Origin of the sequence: Roseomonas elaeocarpi, assembly GCF_042433915.1 — a bacterium.
Lineage (GTDB): Bacteria > Pseudomonadota > Alphaproteobacteria > Acetobacterales > Acetobacteraceae > Roseomonas > Roseomonas elaeocarpi.
Genome location: NZ_JBHLUN010000015.1, coordinates 90100 through 105296, shown reverse-complemented (window position 1 = coordinate 105296; position 15197 = coordinate 90100). Strand labels below are relative to the sequence as shown.

The window sequence follows — 15197 nt, the reverse complement described above, 5'->3', positions numbered from 1 at the left end:
TCGCGCCCCATGTTCACCACACGCCCCGAGATCGCCGGCACCTTCGGTGCCGTGTCGAGTACGCACTGGATCGCGAGCCAGGTCGGCATGGCCGTGCTCGAGCGCGGCGGCAACGCCTTCGACGCCGCCGCCGCCGCCGGCTTCACCCTGCAGATCGCCGAGCCGCACCTGAACGGCCCGTTGGGCGACTGCCCGATCATCGTCCACAGCGCCACCACCGGTGCGCAGAGCGTGATCTGCGGCCAGGGCGTGGCGCCGGCCAAGCTCGACGTGGCGCATGTGCGCGACCACCTGACGCTGGGGCTGATCCCCGGCACGGGGCTGTTGCCGGCCATGGTGCCGGGCGCCTTCGACGCCTGGGCGACGATGCTGCGCGACCACGGCACCTGGCGCATCGCCGACGTGCTGGAATACGCCATCGGCTATGCCATCAACGGCATGCACTATGTGCCGCGCATCTGCGCCACGGTGCAGACGATGCGTCCGCTCTTCGAACAGGAATGGCCCACCAGCGCCGCGCTGTGGCTACGCGACGGCGGGCCGCAGCCGGGCAAGCTGTGGAGCAACCCGACGCTGGGCGAGACCTACCGCCGCGTGGTGCGCGAGGCCGAGGCCGCCGGGTCCGACCGCGTGCGGCAGATCGACGCGGCGCGCGACGCCTGGTACCGGGGCTTCGTGGCCGAGGCGATCGACCGCTTCGTGCGTGAGACCGAGGTGCTCGATGCCTCCGGCCAGCGCAACCGCGGCGTGCTGACGGGCGACGACATGGCCCGCTGGCACGCGCCGGTGGAAGCGCCGGTGGGCGTCGACTACGGCAATACGCGCATCCTGAAGTGCGGCACCTGGAGCCAGGGGCCGGCGATGCTGCAGACCCTGGCGCTGCTGCGCGGCTTCGACCTCGACGCGACCGACCCGCTGGGCGACGAGTTCGCGCACCTGGTGGTGGAAGCCATGAAGCTGGCCTTCGCCGACCGCGAAGCCTTCTACGGCGACCCGGACTTCGCGGAGGTCCCTCTCGCGACGCTGCTGTCCGAGGGCTACAACGCCGAGCGCCGCAAGCTGATCACCGAGGCGGCCACCGACGAATGGCGGCCGGGCTCGCCCGACGGCATCGCGCCGCGCACCGACTACGCGGCCGCCATCGCCCGTGCCGCCGCGGCGCACGAGGCGCTGGGCGGCGGCGAGCCCACCGTGTCGCGCCTGGGCGCCTCGGGTGGCGACACCTGCCACGTCGACGTGGTGGACCGCTGGGGCAACATGGTCTCCGCCACGCCCTCGGGCGGCTGGCTGCAGTCCTCGCCGGCCATTCCGGAGCTCGGCTTCTGCCTCGGCACGCGCGGGCAGATGTTCTGGCTCGACGAAACGCTGCCCAACGGGCTCAAGCCCGGCAAGCGGCCGCGGACCACGCTCTCGCCCTCCATGGCGCTGCGCGACGGCCAGCCCTGGATGGCCTTCGGCACCCCCGGAGGAGAGCAGCAGGACCAGTGGCAGCCGATCATGCTGCTGCGGATGCTCCACCACGGCTACAACAGCCAGCAGGCGATCGACGCGCCTTCCTTCCACACGGAGCACTGGGTCTCCTCCTTCTGGCCGCGTGGCGCGCGCCCGGGAAAGATGGTGATCGAGGGCCGCTACCCCGCCGCCGTGGCCGAGGCGCTGCGCGCGCGCGGGCACCGGCTGGAGGTCGGGCAGGACTGGTCGGAAGGCCGCCTCTGCGCCGTCAGGCGGGAGCCGGACGGACAGATCATCGCCGGCGCCAATCCGCGCGGGATGCAGGGCTACGCGGTGGGACGCTGAGCATCTGTTGGGAGGAAACGGGAGCGCATCATGCCGACCATCGTGAATGCCAACCTCTCCGACGTCAGCTACGCGCAAAACGGCACTCCGGGGGCGAGCTACTTCGTCCTCAGTGGCCAGGTGACGCCGGGTCACGCCGTCCAAGTCGTTGATCAGGCGGGCCAGACCCCAGTCGGACTGAACTACACGAGCCCAAGCGGGGAGTGGACTACTCAGCTCGTCGGCTTCGGGGGTCTGCCCTTCCACGGCCTCTACGAGTACACAGCTGTCGACACGGCGACCGGCGAGCAGTCGGCGCCGACCGGCATCCTCATCGCCTCGTCACCTGGGACGACCTTGGCAGGCCCCACTCTGGGCGAGACCATCACCGGCCCGACCATCCTGATCGCCTTCCCCGCGATGCTCCGGTTCTTTGGAGGCACCGACCCGGGCGGGAACAACACCTTCCTTGCCTACACGGTCTCGCCGGACGCTGCCGGCAACCACGCCACCGGCGCCGATATCGTCGTGCACGGCGGGTACAACTCCACCGTGGTGCTGCCGGTCGACATTGATGCGCTGACCGGACACCACATCTACGTCACTCCGAACACCTCTTTCGGCTCCAACCTGACGCTGGAGACGGCCGATGCCCGGGTGCGGGCAGATCAGGATGTTACCACGCTCCGCTTTAACGACGTGACGGTGACGGTGCAGCAGGACCCGCTGGTCGACTTCCTGTACTATGACACGCGCTACCGCGACGTGGCCGCCCTCGACCTCAACGTGCGCGAGCACTACGACACCTACGGCTGGCACGAGGGGCGTGACCCCAATGCTCTCTTCTCAACGCTGGGCTACGAGAGTGCCTACGGCGACGTGCGCGCCGCCGACTACAATCCGCTGACCCACTACGACAGCTTCGGCTGGAAGGAAGGCCGAGATCCTTCCGCGAACTTCGACACCAGCCTCTACCTCGCCTTCAACCCGGACGTGGCGAAGGCGGGCGTGGATCCCCTTCTGCATTATCTGAACTACGGCATCGAGGAAGGGCGCAAGACCTCGCCCGTGGTGGCGAGCAGCCTGGTGCAGGACGGCTTTGACCCGCTCTACTACAAGCTGGCCAACCCCGACGTGGGCTTCAGCGACATGGACGCACTGGCCCACTACGAGACTTTCGGCTGGCGCGAAGGGCGCAACCCGGACGCCTTCTTCGACACCAACTGGTACCTCGCCCACAACCCGGACGTGGCCGCGGCCGGGATCGATCCGCTGACGCACTACGAGGTGTTCGGCTGGCACGAAGGGCGCGACCCCTCCAGCCACTTCAACACGCAGGCCTATCTCGCCACCAACCCTGACGTGGCCGCGGCCGGCATCGACCCGCTCGACCACTTCCTGAAGTTCGGCGTCGCAGAAGGCCGCTCCGCACAAGGCGACCTGTTCTGACCGATCCGGGCGCGGTCACGGACCGTGCCCGGACGGGTGCCCTCAGCCCTTCCGCACGTTCCAGAACAGCGGGAACGGCGCCTTGCTCACACCCGTCACGTTCTTGCGCCAGGCGCCGTAGCCCAGGAAGAACCCCGTCGGAATAAAGGTCACGAGGTCCATCGAGGCACGGTTCAACACCTCGATCGCCTTCTTCTCGGCCGCGAGGTCCGGCGCCTCGTACCAGTTGGCGATGTCGCCCTGCACCTCGTCGGACTTGGGCCAGCCGAACCAGGCGCCGTCGCCGCTGGCATCGATGCCCTTGTAGGGCGCCGGGTTGATGCAATCGACGCCCGAGTGCCAGGAGAAGAAGATGTTCCAACCGCCCTTGGCCGGATCGCCCTTGTTGGTGCGGCGCGAGCCCACCGTGCCCCAGTCCGTCGCCACGTAGTCGACGTTCAGGCCCAGCTGCTTCAGCGCTTCCGCCGTGACGTCGCCCTGCGCCTTGGTGATCGCGACGTCGGTGGCCACCAGCATCACCACCTTGGCGCCGGCATGGCCCGCATCGGCCACCATCTTGCGCGCGGCTTCGACCTGGCGCTTGCCCTTGAGACGGTCGCCCCCGGCCTCGGTGTAGAGCGGCGTACCCGGCGTGAAGAAGGAGGGCAGCGCCTTCCACAGCGCCGGGTCGTCGCCCACGATCGCGCGCATGCAGTCTTCCTGGCTGATCACCATCTGCAGGGCCTGACGCACGCGGACGTCGTTGAAGGGCGGCTGCAGGTGGTTCAGCCGCATCGCGCCGATATTGCCCAGCGGGTCGGCGATCTCAACCTGGAGGTCGTCGCTGGACTTCAGCACCGGCACGAGGTCGGCGATCGGGTTTTCCCACCAGTCGGCCTCGCCGTTCTGCAGCGCGCCGGCGGCGGTGCCGGGGTCGGGCATGGTCAGCCACTCGACGCGATCCAGGAACATCGGCTTGCCGCCGGCCAGCCAGTCGCTCGCCTCCTGGCGGGGCACGTAGCCGTCGAAGCGCTCGAACACCGCCTTGGAGCCGGCCATCCACTCGTCGCGCTTGAAGCGCATCGGGCCGGAGCCGACGTATTCCTTGATCTGCTGGAACGGGTCGGTCTTGGCGATGCGCTCGGGCATGATGAGCAGCAGCGGCGTGTTGCTCTTGCCCAGGGCGAAGAGCAGCTTCGGGAAGGGCTTGTTCAGCCGGAAGCGGAAGGTGCGGTCGTCCACCGCTTCCAGCGCATCGAGCCGCGCCTTGATCATCTGGCCCATGGTGTCGCGCGCCATCCAGCGGTTGACGCTGGCCACCACGTCGCGCGTGGTGACGGCCTCACCATCGTGGAACTTCAGCCCCGGGCGCAGGCGGAAGGTCCAGGTCTTGCCGTCGTCGGAAACCTCGTGGCCCTCGCACATCTGCGGCTTCGGCGTCAGGTCGGCGCCCAGGCCGTAGAGCATGTCCCACACCAGCAGGCTGCCGTTGCGCACCACGAGCTGCGTGCCCGCCACGGCGTCGAGGTTGGGCAGGTCGGCCTGCGGGATGAAGCGCAGCACCTTGGAGCCCTGCGCCCTGGCGAGACACGGCGCCGCCAGCCCGGACATGGTTGCCGTGATCGCCGCCGCGCTGGACTTGAGAAGGGTTCGGCGTTGCATGGCGGGGGTTCCCTGAAACGTGACGGAGCGTTCCGGCCTCAGCAAACCGGAGGGGGACCGCTTACGCGCCCCGGCCGGGGCTGCACACCCGCGGCATGACCCGCATCCGTGGCCCTGACCCCGCCGTTGCACAAGCCGTCGCCACCCGGCGTGCATCAGCTGGGCGTCCTGCCTGCCCCGTCGGCGGGTGACGGGCAGAGCGGCGGCCCGTATTCTGGCGGCGACCTCAGCGGGCGGGAGCGGCGGATGCGGGCGATCTTCGTGATGATCAAGTGCGAGTTGGGCCAGGCCTACCGCGTGGCGCGCGAGATGACGGACACGATCCCGGAGCTGAGCGAGATGCACTCGACCTCCGGCCAGTACGACCTCCTCGGCAAGTTCTACCTGGAGGCCGGCACCGATATCGGCCTCTTCGTGGTGGAGCGCGTGCAGACCATCCCCGGCGTGCGCGACACCTACACGCTGCAAACCTTCAACGCCTTCAGCCTCGGCGGCGCGTAACCGTTTCGTTCGGCGGACAGCCCGCGCAAGCGTGATGCGGAAGGCGGAACTTTCCGTCGCCGGCGGCTTGCCGCACCGGGTGCCCCCCGGCACCCATGCGGCGTTCCCGGACGTGCGACCTTCCCCAGGGCCAGGGCTCCGCCCGGAAGGTACGTAACAGCCAGGAGCCGCCTCCGAGATGCGGGCACGCAGCGACACCACCACCATGGGACCGGGCACGGGATCGGGCGCGATCCTTTCCGTCACCACGCTCTTCTTCGCCTGGGGCTTCGCCACCTCGATCATCGACACGCTGGTGCCGATCGTGAAGTCGGTGTTCCAGTTGAGCTACACCGAAGCGCTGCTGACGCAGTTCGCCTTCTTCATGGCCTACGGCATCGTTTCGCTGCCCGCGGCGGCGCTGGTCAGCCGCCTGGGCTTTCCGCGCTCCATCGTGCTCAGCATCGCGGTGATGATCCTGGCCTGCCTCGGCATGCCGCTGGCCACCCAGATGAACCAGTACCCGCTGGTGCTGCTCAGCCTCTTCGTGCTGGCCTGCGGCATCACTGCGCTGCAAGTGGCGGCGAACCCGCTCTGCGCCCTGCTCGGCGATCCGGCAGGCAAGCATCGCCGCCTGACGCTGTCGCAGGCCTTCAACTCGCTGGGCACCGTGCTGGGGCCGCTGGTCGGGTCCTGGTTCCTGCTCCGCGGCGGCGTGTTCGACGCCGATGCGGGTGCTGCCGCCACGGCCGAGCACGTGCGCGAGTCGCTGCACAACATCGACGCGCAGTTCCTGGTCATCGCCGCGGGCCTCGCGCTGCTGGCGCTGCTGATCTGGGTGATGCGCGGCCGCCTCAACCTGGCAGCGCTGAGCGCCGAGGGTGGCTCGGTGCTCGCGGCCTTCCGCTCGGGCTGGGCGCTCGCGGGGGCGCTGGCGATCTTCCTTTACGTCGGCGCCGAGGTGTCGATCGGCTCCGTGATGATCAACTTCCTCGAGCAGGGCAGCACGCTGGGCGCCACGGCGGAGCGCGCCGGGCATCTGCTGTCGCTCTACTGGGGCGGCGCGATGGTGGGGCGCTTCATCGGCACCGCCGTGCTGAGCCGGGTCGAGGCCGGGCGGCTGCTGACGGGCGTGGCGGCGGTGGCGGCGGTGCTCTGCGTGGTGGTGTTCGGCTCCACCGGGCAGGTCGCCGCGGTCTGCGCGCTGGCGATCGGGCTGTTCAACGCGGTGATGTTCCCGACGATCTTCACGCTGACGCTGGAACGCTCCGCCGCCCCGGCTTCCGCCACCTCGGGCCTGCTGTGCATGGCCATCGTGGGCGGCGCGCTGGTGCCGGTGCTGACGGGTGCCGTCGCGGATCGCCTGGGCCTGGGCAGCGCCTTCCTGGTGCCGGCCGTGTGCTACGCCGGCATCACGCTCTTCGCGCTGATGGGGCTGCTGACCCGCGCCGGCGCCGCGCGTCCCGGCGCGCTGGGCTCCGCCGCGCACTGACGCACGAAGAAGGGTCGACATAGGCTGCCGGAATGGCCGCCCACGGCAATGCCACCCTGAGCGGCCCGCTGGTGACAATCCCCTGGGGGCGACTCCCCGGGGAAACGATCCTGGGGTGCCCCTGGGACGAGCCTGGGGCGCCCCTGGCAGCAAGCCTTGTGGGGCGAGCTCCGGTAGAACAGCCCCGGGTGCCGTCCCCGGGGCCATCGGCGGACCGGCGGCGTTAGCTCAATAGCCCAGCGCGATGCCGTCCTTGCGCGGGTCGGAGCCGCCGATCAGCACGCCGCGCTCGTGGTCGATCAGGATGGCCTGACCACCGCCATGCGGCTTGTCGATCGGCTCGCAGTGATGGCCCATGGCGTTGAGCTTCGCGACCACCTCGGCCGGGATGCCACGCTCCACCTGTACCTTGCCGCCGATCGCGAAGAGGCGCGGCAGGTCCAGCGCCGCCTGCGGGTCGAGGCCGAACTGGAAGTGGTTGGCCAGGAACCAAGTCTGCCCCATCGGCTGGAAGTGCCCGCCCATCACGCCGTAGGGCATGATGGCCTTGCCGCCCTTCAGCACCATGCCGGGGATGATCGTGTGCATCGGGCGCTTGCGCGGCGCGATGCAGTTCGGGTGCCCTTCCTCCAGGCGGAAGCCGTAGCCGCGGTTCTGCAGCATCACGCCCGACTGTTCCGCGAGAATACCCGAGCCGAAGCCCTCGAACAGCGAGTTGATGAAGGAGCAGGCGTTGCCGTCGCGGTCCACCACGCAGAGGTAGACGGTGTCCTTGTGGCGGGCCCAGTCCGCCTCGCCTGCCGGCGGCAGTTCCGGCAGCGCACGGTCGTCCTGGATCTGCGCGCGGATCGCGTCGCCGTAGGCGGGCGAGATCAGGTGCTCCACCGGCACGTCCACCTGGGACGGGTCGGCCAGGAAGGCGTCGCGGTCACGATAGGCGAAGCGGGCCGCTTCCAGGTGGCGGTGGATGCGCTGCACCGAGAGCGGGTCGTCGCCGTAGTCGGTGTAGCCGCCCAGCGTGTTGAGGATCTGCAGCACCAGCATGCCGGAACCGTTGGGCGGGCACTGGAACACCTCCATGCCGTGCCAGCCCGTGCGGATCGGCGTCACGAACTCCGCCGCGGTCTCGCCTTCGGCAAAGTCTTCCTCGGTGTGGAGGCCGCCGGCCTCGCGCAGCGTCGCCACGATGTCGGACGCCACCTTGCCGCGGTAGAAGCCGGCGGCGCCGTCGCGGCCGATGGCGCGCAGGGTCTCGGCCAGCGCCGGGTTGCGGAAGATGTCGCCCACCCCGTAGGGCTTGCCATCCTTCAGGAAGCGCCGCGCGGTGGCGCCATGCTTCGCGAGCTTGCCCGTGCTGGCTTCCCAGTCATGGGCGACGCGCGGCGTGATGGCGTGGCCGTCCTCAGCCAGCGTGATCGCGGCCTGGAGCACGCGCTCCAGCGACAGGCGGCCATGGGTGCGCGACAGCAGCGCCCAGCCCGACACCGCGCCTGGCACCGTCACGGAATGGGGCGAGGTCGGGTTCATCGCCGTCAGCCCGGTGGCACGCAGAGCCTCGGGCGTGGCGGCGGCGGGGGCGCGGCCAGAGGCGTTCATCGCCACGACCTTGCCGGTGCCGGCGGGGGCGTAAAGGCAGAAGCAGTCGCCGCCGACACCGGTGCTCTGCGGCTCGATCACCGCCAGCACCGCGGCGGTCGCCAGCGCCGCGTCCACCGCGTTGCCGCCGGCGCGCAGGATGTCGAGCCCGGCCAGCGTGGCGGCGGGCATGGAGCTCGCGACCATGCCGTTGGTGGCCAAGGACGGGCTGCGGCCGGGGCGGTGGAAGTCACGGATCATTCGGGGCGTCTCCTGGCCGGGTAATCGCGCGGACGCTGGCACGCCGGGCCGCGTGGGGCAACGTGGCGGCGTCGCCGGGTCCCGTCGCGCACCCGCGGCGAGATGGCGCAACCGCCACCCTTTCCTCGCGCCCGCCCCTCGGGTAACGCAACAACATGGAGAACACGGCCAGCATCGAGGATTTCCATCGGATCGACATCCGCGCCGGCATCGTGCAGCGCGCGGAGGCTTTTCCGGAAGCACGGGTGCCCGCGATCAAGCTCTGGATCGATTTCGGGGCCGAGATCGGCCTGCGCCAGTCCTCGGCCCAGGTGACGGTGCACTACGCGCCGGAAACGCTGGTGGGGCAGCAGGTGATCGCGGTGGTGAACTTCGCCCCCCGGCGCATCGCGGGCTTCCGCAGCGAGGTGCTGGTGCTGGGCATGCCCGACGCCGAGGGTGCCGTGGTTCTCCTGCGCCCCGACACGCCCGTGCCGGCCGGCGCCCGCATGTTCTGAGGAAGCAGGAAAATGGCTCCGCGCTACTACACCGTGTCCTGGGAGCAGCTGCACCGGGACGGCAAGGCCCTGGCCTGGCGGCTGATGGACAAGGGACCTGATGGCGGCCCGTGGCGGGGCGTCGTCGCGATCACGCGCGGCGGGCTGATCCCCGCGGCCATCGTGGCGCGCGAGCTCGACTGCCGGATCATCGAGAGCATCTCGGTCGTGACCTACGACGAGGAGGAGCGCGGCAAGCCGCAGGTGGTCAAGCCGGCCGAGGCGGCCGGCGATGGCGAGGGCTGGCTGGTGCTCGACGATCTGGTGGACACCGGCACCACCGCCAAGGTGGTACGCGCGCTGATGCCCAAGGCGCATTTCGCCACGGTCTATGCCAAGCCCGCCGGCAAGCCACTGGTGGACACCTTCGTGACCGAGGTCAGCCAGGACACCTGGATCCTGTTCCCCTGGGACACCGAGCAGCAGTTCGTGGCGCCGATCGCCAAGACCGCGAAGAGCTGAACCGCCGGTTGCGGCCGGGGGAGGTCTTTCGGGCCTCGCGGTTACGTTGGGGAAACCCCGGTTGATCGGCGGCCGTTTTCCCCGGAGCGGAACGAAAGACGTTCCGATCCGGAGGAAACCACCATGCTGCCCCGCCGTACACTCGGAATAACCCTTGCCGGCGCCGCGCTGCTGGCCGGATGTGCCAACGCCCAGACCGGTGGAGCCATGGCCGGCGGCGCCGCGGCGGGGGGTCCTGCGGAGCTGCGTGCGTCCGCGCTGCAGGGCGGCATGTTCCTGATGCAGAGTGCGGAACTGGGCATCCAGAAGGCGACCCGCGCCGACGTGAAGCGCTTCGCGCAGTTCGAGGCTGCGGAGCAGCAGAGCATCGTCCAGGCGATGCAGATCGCCGGCCAGCCGGCGATGCAGATGCCGCTGCCGGCGCAGAAGGCCACCATGCTGCAGTCCCTGCAGGCGGCCAGCGGCACCGAGTTCGACCGCATGTTCGTGCAGGCGCAAACGATGGGGCACCAGGAAGCGCTGCAGGTCTACAGCGCGATCCAGAACAGCTCCGCCGCGCCCACCACGGACCGCGTCATCGCCACCCTGGCCGTCACCACGATCCGCGAGCACCTGGTTCTGCTGCAGCTGCTGGGCTGAGGCGCTGAAAGGTCGGGCCCGTGGCGCCGCGGGCCTTCGCACCGTGCTGCCGGGGCCGAGGTCCCTCCCTCGCCCCGTCAGCCGGCGCCGCGGTTCAGCCGGCCATGGGCTCGTTCGAGACCAGCACCTTGTCCACGCGCCGGCCATCCATGTCCATCACCTCGAACTGCCAGCCGCTCCAGGCGATGCGGTCGCCCTCGCGCGGCACCCGCTGCAACAGCGCCAGCACCAGGCCGGCCACGGTGTGGTAGGTGCCTTCCTGCGGCAGCGACGGCAGGTCGAGGCGCGCCTTGAGCTCATCCGACGGCATGGTGCCGTCGATCAGCAGCGAGCCGTCGTGGCGCTCCACCGCGGCACCCGGTTCCGGGGCTTCCTCGCCGCCCAGCTCGCCCACGATGGCTTCCAGCAGGTCCGAGGCGGTGACGATGCCTTCGAAGGAGCCGTACTCGTCCATCACCAGCGCCATGCCGAGGCGGTCGTGCCGCATCCGCTCCAGCGCGTCGAGCGCGGGCAGGTTGTCGGGCAGCACCATCGGCTGGCGCATGGTGTCGGTCAGCGACAGCGGCTCACCCGCCAGGATACGGTCGAGCAGGTCCTTGGTGGCGACGACGCCGATCGGGTTGTCCACGCGCCCGTCGCCCACGACGTAGCGGTTGGCGTTCTGTTCGCGCAGGCGGGCGGCGATGACTTCCGCCGGATCGTCCTTGTCGAGCCAGAAGACCTCGGGCCGCGGCGTCATCAGCGCGCGCACCGGCTTGTCGGCCAGGCGCAGCACGCGCTCGATCATGTGCCGCTCCTCGGTTTCGAGCGCGCCGGCCTCGGCGCCCTCGGCCACCACGGCCTTGACCTCTTCTTCCGTCACCGTCGCCTCGACCTGCTTGGACGCGCCCACCAGGCGCAGCACCAGCGAGGAGGAGGAGGACAGCAGCCACACCGCGGGCGCCGCGACCTTGGACAGCAGCAGCAGCAGCGCGGCGAGCTTGCAGGCCACGCCCTCCGGATTGCGCAGCGCGAAGGTCTTGGGCACGAGCTCACCCAGGATCAGCGACAGGTAGGTGATGATCAGCACCACCACGCCGAAGGCGATGTCGTCGGCGTAGGGCGCCAGCACCGGGATGCGCGCCACGGCGGGCGACAGGGTGGCGGAGAGCCGCGCGCCACCGAAGGCGCCGGCCAGGATGCCCACCAGCGTGATGCCGATCTGCACCGTGGGCAGCATCCGCTCGGGGTTCTCGGCCAGCTTCAGCGCGGTGGAAGCACCCTTCACGCCGGCCTTCTGCATGGCCATCAGCCGTCCTCGCCGGGCCGACACCACGGCCAGCTCACCCATGGCGAAGACGCCGTTGAGCAGCACGAGGAGGATGACGACGGCGATTTCAACGAGAGCGGACATGATGACGCTCTGTTTAGGCGAGACCTCGCCCGCTTGGTAGCACCGTGCCGATGACGCTTCGGTGGACGCCGTGAAAATGCCCCATTTGCGGCCGACCGGCGCCTCAGCGCACCGGCCTGATGACGCCGTAACGAGCGGCAATGGATTCGGCCGTGGCACCGGGAGACTCCGGCTGACACGTCGCCCGGAACGGGTCGCCCAGCACCGGAAACGCGATGATTCTCCGTCGTTGGAACATTGATCGGACGCAGCGCATGACCGGCGGCGCGACGGCGGCTGGCCGTCGCCAGCCGGGCCGGCATCTGAGCACGCTGCTGGTGCTGCTTCTCGTGGCCGCGGTGCACCTGGGCGCCTGGTGGGCGTGGAACCGTCCCATGCTGATGCCGGACTTCCGCGGGCAGGTCGCGGGCTTCGCCTTCGCGCCGTATCAGCGCGGGCAGAGCGCGGAGGGCGACAACCAGCCTTCGGCCGCCGATATCGAGCGCGACCTGCGCCGCGTCGCGCCGATGACCGCGCACATCCGCACCTACGCCACGAGCCAGGGTCTCGACCGCATCCCGGCCATCGCCGAGGAGGCCGATCTCGGCCTCGCCATCACCATGGGCTCCTGGCTCGACAAGCGGCTGGACCGCAACGTGGCGGAGCTGCGCCGGCTGGTCGAGGTCGCGCGCGCCCACCGCAACGTCGAGCGCGTGCTGGTGGGCAACGAGGCGGTGCTGCGCGGCGACCTCAGCGTGCCGCAGCTGGTGGGCTATATCCGGCAGGTGAAGCGGCAGGTGCACCAGCCGGTCTCCACCGCCGAGCCCTGGCACGTCTGGGTGGACCACCCGGAACTCGGCGAGGCCGTGGACTTCATCACCATCCACCTCCTGCCCTACTGGGAAGGCCTGCCGGTGGATGAGGCGCTGCGCTTCTCGCTCGAGAAGTACGACCAAGTGCACCGCATGTTCCCGAACAAGCCCATCCTGATCGGCGAGATCGGCTGGCCCTCGGACGGCGTGGCGCAGGGCGCCGCGCGGGCGAGCCGCGTGAACCAGGCGATGTTCCTGCGCAAGTTCTTCCGTATCGCGGAGGAACGGCACCTCGACTACTTCGTGATGGAAGCCTTCGACCAGCCCTGGAAGGTGAGCTTCGAGGGTCGTGCCGCCGGCTACTGGGGCATGCTCGACCTCGACCGGCAGCCCAAGTGGCCGCTGGTGGGCAGCGTCGAGGAAACGCCGGGCTGGGCTGACTGGGCCCTCGGCGGCAGCTTCGCGGCCTTCCTGGCGAGCTTCTTCTTCCTGGTGCGCCGTCCCGACATCCGCCTCGCCGGCAAGCTGGTGATGGCGGGACTGGCGCAGATCTCGGTCACCGGCGTGGTGGCGGTGATGCTGGCGATGTCGGAAACCTACCTGTCCGTCGCCGCGGCCGCGGTGTGGTGCGTGCTGATCCTGGGACAACTGCTGCTGCTGGCGCTGCTGCTGAGCGACAGCTTCGAACTGGCGGAAACCATCTGGGGCCGCGTCAGCAAGCGCCAGTGGGCCGCCCTGCCCGCCAGCGACACCGCCTCGCTGCCCAAGGTCTCGATCCACCTGCCGATCTGCAACGAGCCGCCGGAGATGGTGCGGGAGACGCTGGATGCGCTGGCAGCCCTCGACTACGCGGATTTCGAGGTGCTGGTGGTGGACAACAACACCACCGACCCCGCGATCTGGGAGCCGGTGGCCGAGCACTGCGCGCGGCTGGGGCCGAAGTTCCGCTTCTTTCATCTCGGCCGCTGGAAGGGCTTCAAGGCCGGCGCGCTGAACTTCGCCCTGCGCGAAACCGCGCCCGACGCCGCCGTCATCGGCGTGCTGGACAGCGACTACCTTGTGCGGCCGGACTGGCTGCGCCGTATGGTGCCCTTCTTCCGCAACCCGGCGATCGGCTTCACCCAGTCGCCGCAGGATTACCGCGACGGGCGCGAGGGCTGGTTCAAGCGCATCATGTTCTGGGAATACGCCGGCTTCTTCCGCGCCGGCATGGTCACCCGCAACGAGCGCAACGCCATTATCCAGCACGGCACCATGACGCTGATCCGCCGTACGGCGCTGGAAGGCGCCGGTGGCTGGGCGGAGTGGTGCATCTGCGAGGATAGCGAACTCGGCCTCAAGCTGATGCGCCAGGGCTGGGAAGCAGCCTACGTGCCCGACAGCATGGGCCGCGGCGTGATGCCCGACGACTTCGCCGCTTATCGCAAGCAGCGCCACCGCTGGGCTTTCGGCGCGGTGCAGATCGTCAAGGGCCACTGGCGGGCGCTGCTGAACCCCTTCGACCGCTCGCTGACGCAGGGACAGCGCTTCCATTTCGTGATGGGCTGGATGCCCTGGTTCGGCGACGCGCTGGGCCTCCTCTTCGTGATCGGCGGGCTGTTCTGGTCGCTGGGCCTGGTGCTGCTGCCGCTGTGCAACCCGCTGGCCTACGAGGGTCTGCACGCCGCGCTGCAGGCGAAGCTGGGCCTGGGCGAGGTGTTCTGGAGCGGGCTGCGCGGCGTGCTGCAGGCGGTGGGGCTGTCGAACGAGTTCCCGATCCTGCTCTTCATGCTGCCGAGCCTGGGGCTGTTCCTGTTCAAGCTCGCACAGATCTGGATGCTCTACGCCGCGCGGGTGAGCTGCGGCACGGGCGACCGTCTGGCCGCGGCGCTGGGCGGGCTGGCGCTGACCCACACCATCGGCAAGGCCGTGTGGCAGGGCTTCTTCAAGCGCCGCGCTCATTTCGCCCGCACGCCGAAGATGGAGAACGCCCCTGCCCTGGTGCAGGCCTTCTCCACGGCGCGTGAAGAGTTGATCCTGCTCGCGCTGCTCTGGTCCGCTGCGGCCGGCGTTACCGTGGTTCATCGTGCCGGAACCTGGGAGGCCCTGCTCTGGACCGTGATCCTGATCGTACAATCCGTGCCCTACATGGCGGCCGTGTCGATGGCCGCGGTCGCGGCGATGCCGGCGCGGCAGCGCTCCGGCGTGCCGGGCGCGGTGCCGGCCACCTCAACCGCGGGCAGCATGGTGGCCCGCCTTGGCGGTGACTGAGAGGACTGCCGGCGGCTGGCGGGTTCCGCCCGCCGCCCGCCTGCTGGGCCTGGCCGGGCTGATCCCCTTCTTCGGGCTGGCGCTGCTGTCGCTGGCTGGCGAGACCTGGGCGCGGATGCCGCTGCTCTTCTACGGCGCCAGCATCCTGTCCTTCCTGGGCGCCGTGCACTGGGGCGCCGCGCTGCGGGGTACGGAGGCGGAAGCGGGGTGGGACTGGCCGCGGCTCGGGATCGGCGTGATGCCGTCGCTCGTCGCCTGGGTCGCCCTGTTGCTGCCGGCGGGCTGGGACGCAGGGCTGCTGATCCTGGGCTTCCTGTGCCTCGTCCTGGTGGAAAGCGTCGCGACCAGGACCGGCGCCGTGGGCCGCAACTGGCTGCGCCTGCGCTGGGTGCTGACTATCGGCGCCGTGTTGTCGCTCTTCCTGGGAGAAGTTCTGGTTTTTTAGATTTACG

12 protein-coding genes are annotated in these 15197 nt (G+C 69.9%); 9 read left to right on the top strand and 3 right to left on the bottom strand.

Annotated elements, in window-relative coordinates; translation table 11 throughout:
• Positions 1 to 9: 9 nt before the first annotated feature.
• Positions 10 to 1797 (top strand): gamma-glutamyltransferase family protein, encoded by a 1788-nt coding sequence (locus ACFFGY_RS19615; RefSeq protein WP_377046220.1) that lies wholly within the window; start codon positions 10 to 12, stop codon positions 1795 to 1797.
• A 336-nt stretch (positions 1798 to 2133) separates the two neighbouring features.
• On the top strand, positions 2134 to 3225 hold the full coding sequence (locus tag ACFFGY_RS19610) for a hypothetical protein (protein ID WP_377046219.1): 1092 nt from the start codon (positions 2134 to 2136) through the stop codon (positions 3223 to 3225).
• 42 nt (positions 3226 to 3267) lie between these two features.
• Here the strand turns inward: ACFFGY_RS19610 and ACFFGY_RS19605 are convergent, their stop codons facing one another.
• Complete coding sequence (locus tag ACFFGY_RS19605; RefSeq protein WP_377046218.1) at positions 3268 to 4866, bottom strand: ABC transporter substrate-binding protein; 1599 nt, start codon at positions 4864 to 4866, stop codon at positions 3268 to 3270.
• Between the two features lie 108 nt (positions 4867 to 4974).
• Between ACFFGY_RS19605 and ACFFGY_RS22765 the strand changes: the two genes are divergently transcribed.
• The gene (locus ACFFGY_RS22765) at positions 4975 to 5367 is read left to right on the top strand and encodes an Lrp/AsnC ligand binding domain-containing protein (RefSeq protein ID WP_456316176.1); all 393 of its coding nucleotides are present in this window, start codon (positions 4975 to 4977) and stop codon (positions 5365 to 5367) included.
• A gap of 178 nt (positions 5368 to 5545) precedes the next feature.
• Entirely contained in the window at positions 5546 to 6838 is a 1293-nt protein-coding gene (locus tag ACFFGY_RS19595; protein ID WP_377046217.1) for a sugar MFS transporter, read from the top strand.
• Positions 6839 to 7066: 228 nt separating this feature from the next.
• On the opposite strand, the gene ACFFGY_RS19590 is transcribed toward ACFFGY_RS19595, so the two are convergent.
• Positions 7067 to 8674 (bottom strand): gamma-glutamyltransferase family protein, encoded by a 1608-nt coding sequence (locus tag ACFFGY_RS19590; protein WP_377046216.1) that lies wholly within the window; start codon positions 8672 to 8674, stop codon positions 7067 to 7069.
• Positions 8675 to 8829: 155 nt separating this feature from the next.
• On the opposite strand from ACFFGY_RS19590, the gene ACFFGY_RS19585 reads away from it, so the two are divergent.
• From ACFFGY_RS19585 to ACFFGY_RS19575, 3 genes are all read left to right on the top strand, one after another.
• Positions 8830 to 9171, top strand: coding sequence for a tRNA-binding protein (locus ACFFGY_RS19585; protein WP_377046215.1), 342 nt, complete (start codon positions 8830 to 8832; stop codon positions 9169 to 9171).
• Positions 9172 to 9183: 12 nt separating this feature from the next.
• Complete coding sequence (gene gpt / locus ACFFGY_RS19580) at positions 9184 to 9672, top strand: xanthine phosphoribosyltransferase (RefSeq protein WP_377046214.1); 489 nt, start codon at positions 9184 to 9186, stop codon at positions 9670 to 9672.
• A gap of 123 nt (positions 9673 to 9795) precedes the next feature.
• Positions 9796 to 10311 (top strand): DUF4142 domain-containing protein, encoded by a 516-nt coding sequence (locus ACFFGY_RS19575; protein WP_377046213.1) that lies wholly within the window; start codon positions 9796 to 9798, stop codon positions 10309 to 10311.
• A gap of 94 nt (positions 10312 to 10405) precedes the next feature.
• Here the strand turns inward: ACFFGY_RS19575 and ACFFGY_RS19570 are convergent, their stop codons facing one another.
• Positions 10406 to 11704 carry a hemolysin family protein gene (locus tag ACFFGY_RS19570; RefSeq protein WP_377046212.1) on the bottom strand — a complete coding sequence of 433 codons (1299 nt, stop codon included), beginning with the start codon at positions 11702 to 11704 and terminating at the stop codon, positions 10406 to 10408.
• Between the two features lie 215 nt (positions 11705 to 11919).
• On the opposite strand from ACFFGY_RS19570, the gene ACFFGY_RS19565 reads away from it, so the two are divergent.
• Together ACFFGY_RS19565 and ACFFGY_RS19560 are read left to right on the top strand one after the other, a co-directional pair.
• Positions 11920 to 14745, top strand: coding sequence for a glycosyltransferase (locus ACFFGY_RS19565; protein WP_377046211.1), 2826 nt, complete (start codon positions 11920 to 11922; stop codon positions 14743 to 14745).
• The gene (locus tag ACFFGY_RS19560; RefSeq protein WP_377046210.1) at positions 14738 to 15190 is read left to right on the top strand and encodes a DUF3429 domain-containing protein; all 453 of its coding nucleotides are present in this window, start codon (positions 14738 to 14740) and stop codon (positions 15188 to 15190) included. The genes ACFFGY_RS19565 and ACFFGY_RS19560 overlap by 8 nt, the downstream gene beginning before the upstream one ends.
• The last annotated feature ends 7 nt before the right edge of the window (positions 15191 to 15197 follow it).

What these genes read in the sequence shown, in the direction of transcription:
- ACFFGY_RS19565 (WP_377046211.1), top strand. Translation starts at nt 11,920, where the DNA reads ATGATTCTCCGTCGTTGGAACATTGATCGGACGCAGCGCATGACCGGC.
- ACFFGY_RS19590 (WP_377046216.1), bottom strand. Translation starts at nt 8,674, where the DNA reads ATGATCCGTGACTTCCACCGCCCCGGCCGCAGCCCGTCCTTGGCCACC.
- gpt (WP_377046214.1), top strand. Translation starts at nt 9,184, where the DNA reads ATGGCTCCGCGCTACTACACCGTGTCCTGGGAGCAGCTGCACCGGGAC.
- ACFFGY_RS19575 (WP_377046213.1), top strand. Translation starts at nt 9,796, where the DNA reads ATGCTGCCCCGCCGTACACTCGGAATAACCCTTGCCGGCGCCGCGCTG.
- ACFFGY_RS19585 (WP_377046215.1), top strand. Translation starts at nt 8,830, where the DNA reads ATGGAGAACACGGCCAGCATCGAGGATTTCCATCGGATCGACATCCGC.
- ACFFGY_RS19605 (WP_377046218.1), bottom strand. Translation starts at nt 4,866, where the DNA reads ATGCAACGCCGAACCCTTCTCAAGTCCAGCGCGGCGGCGATCACGGCA.
- ACFFGY_RS19615 (WP_377046220.1), top strand. Translation starts at nt 10, where the DNA reads ATGTTCACCACACGCCCCGAGATCGCCGGCACCTTCGGTGCCGTGTCG.
- ACFFGY_RS19595 (WP_377046217.1), top strand. Translation starts at nt 5,546, where the DNA reads ATGCGGGCACGCAGCGACACCACCACCATGGGACCGGGCACGGGATCG.
- ACFFGY_RS19570 (WP_377046212.1), bottom strand. Translation starts at nt 11,704, where the DNA reads ATGTCCGCTCTCGTTGAAATCGCCGTCGTCATCCTCCTCGTGCTGCTC.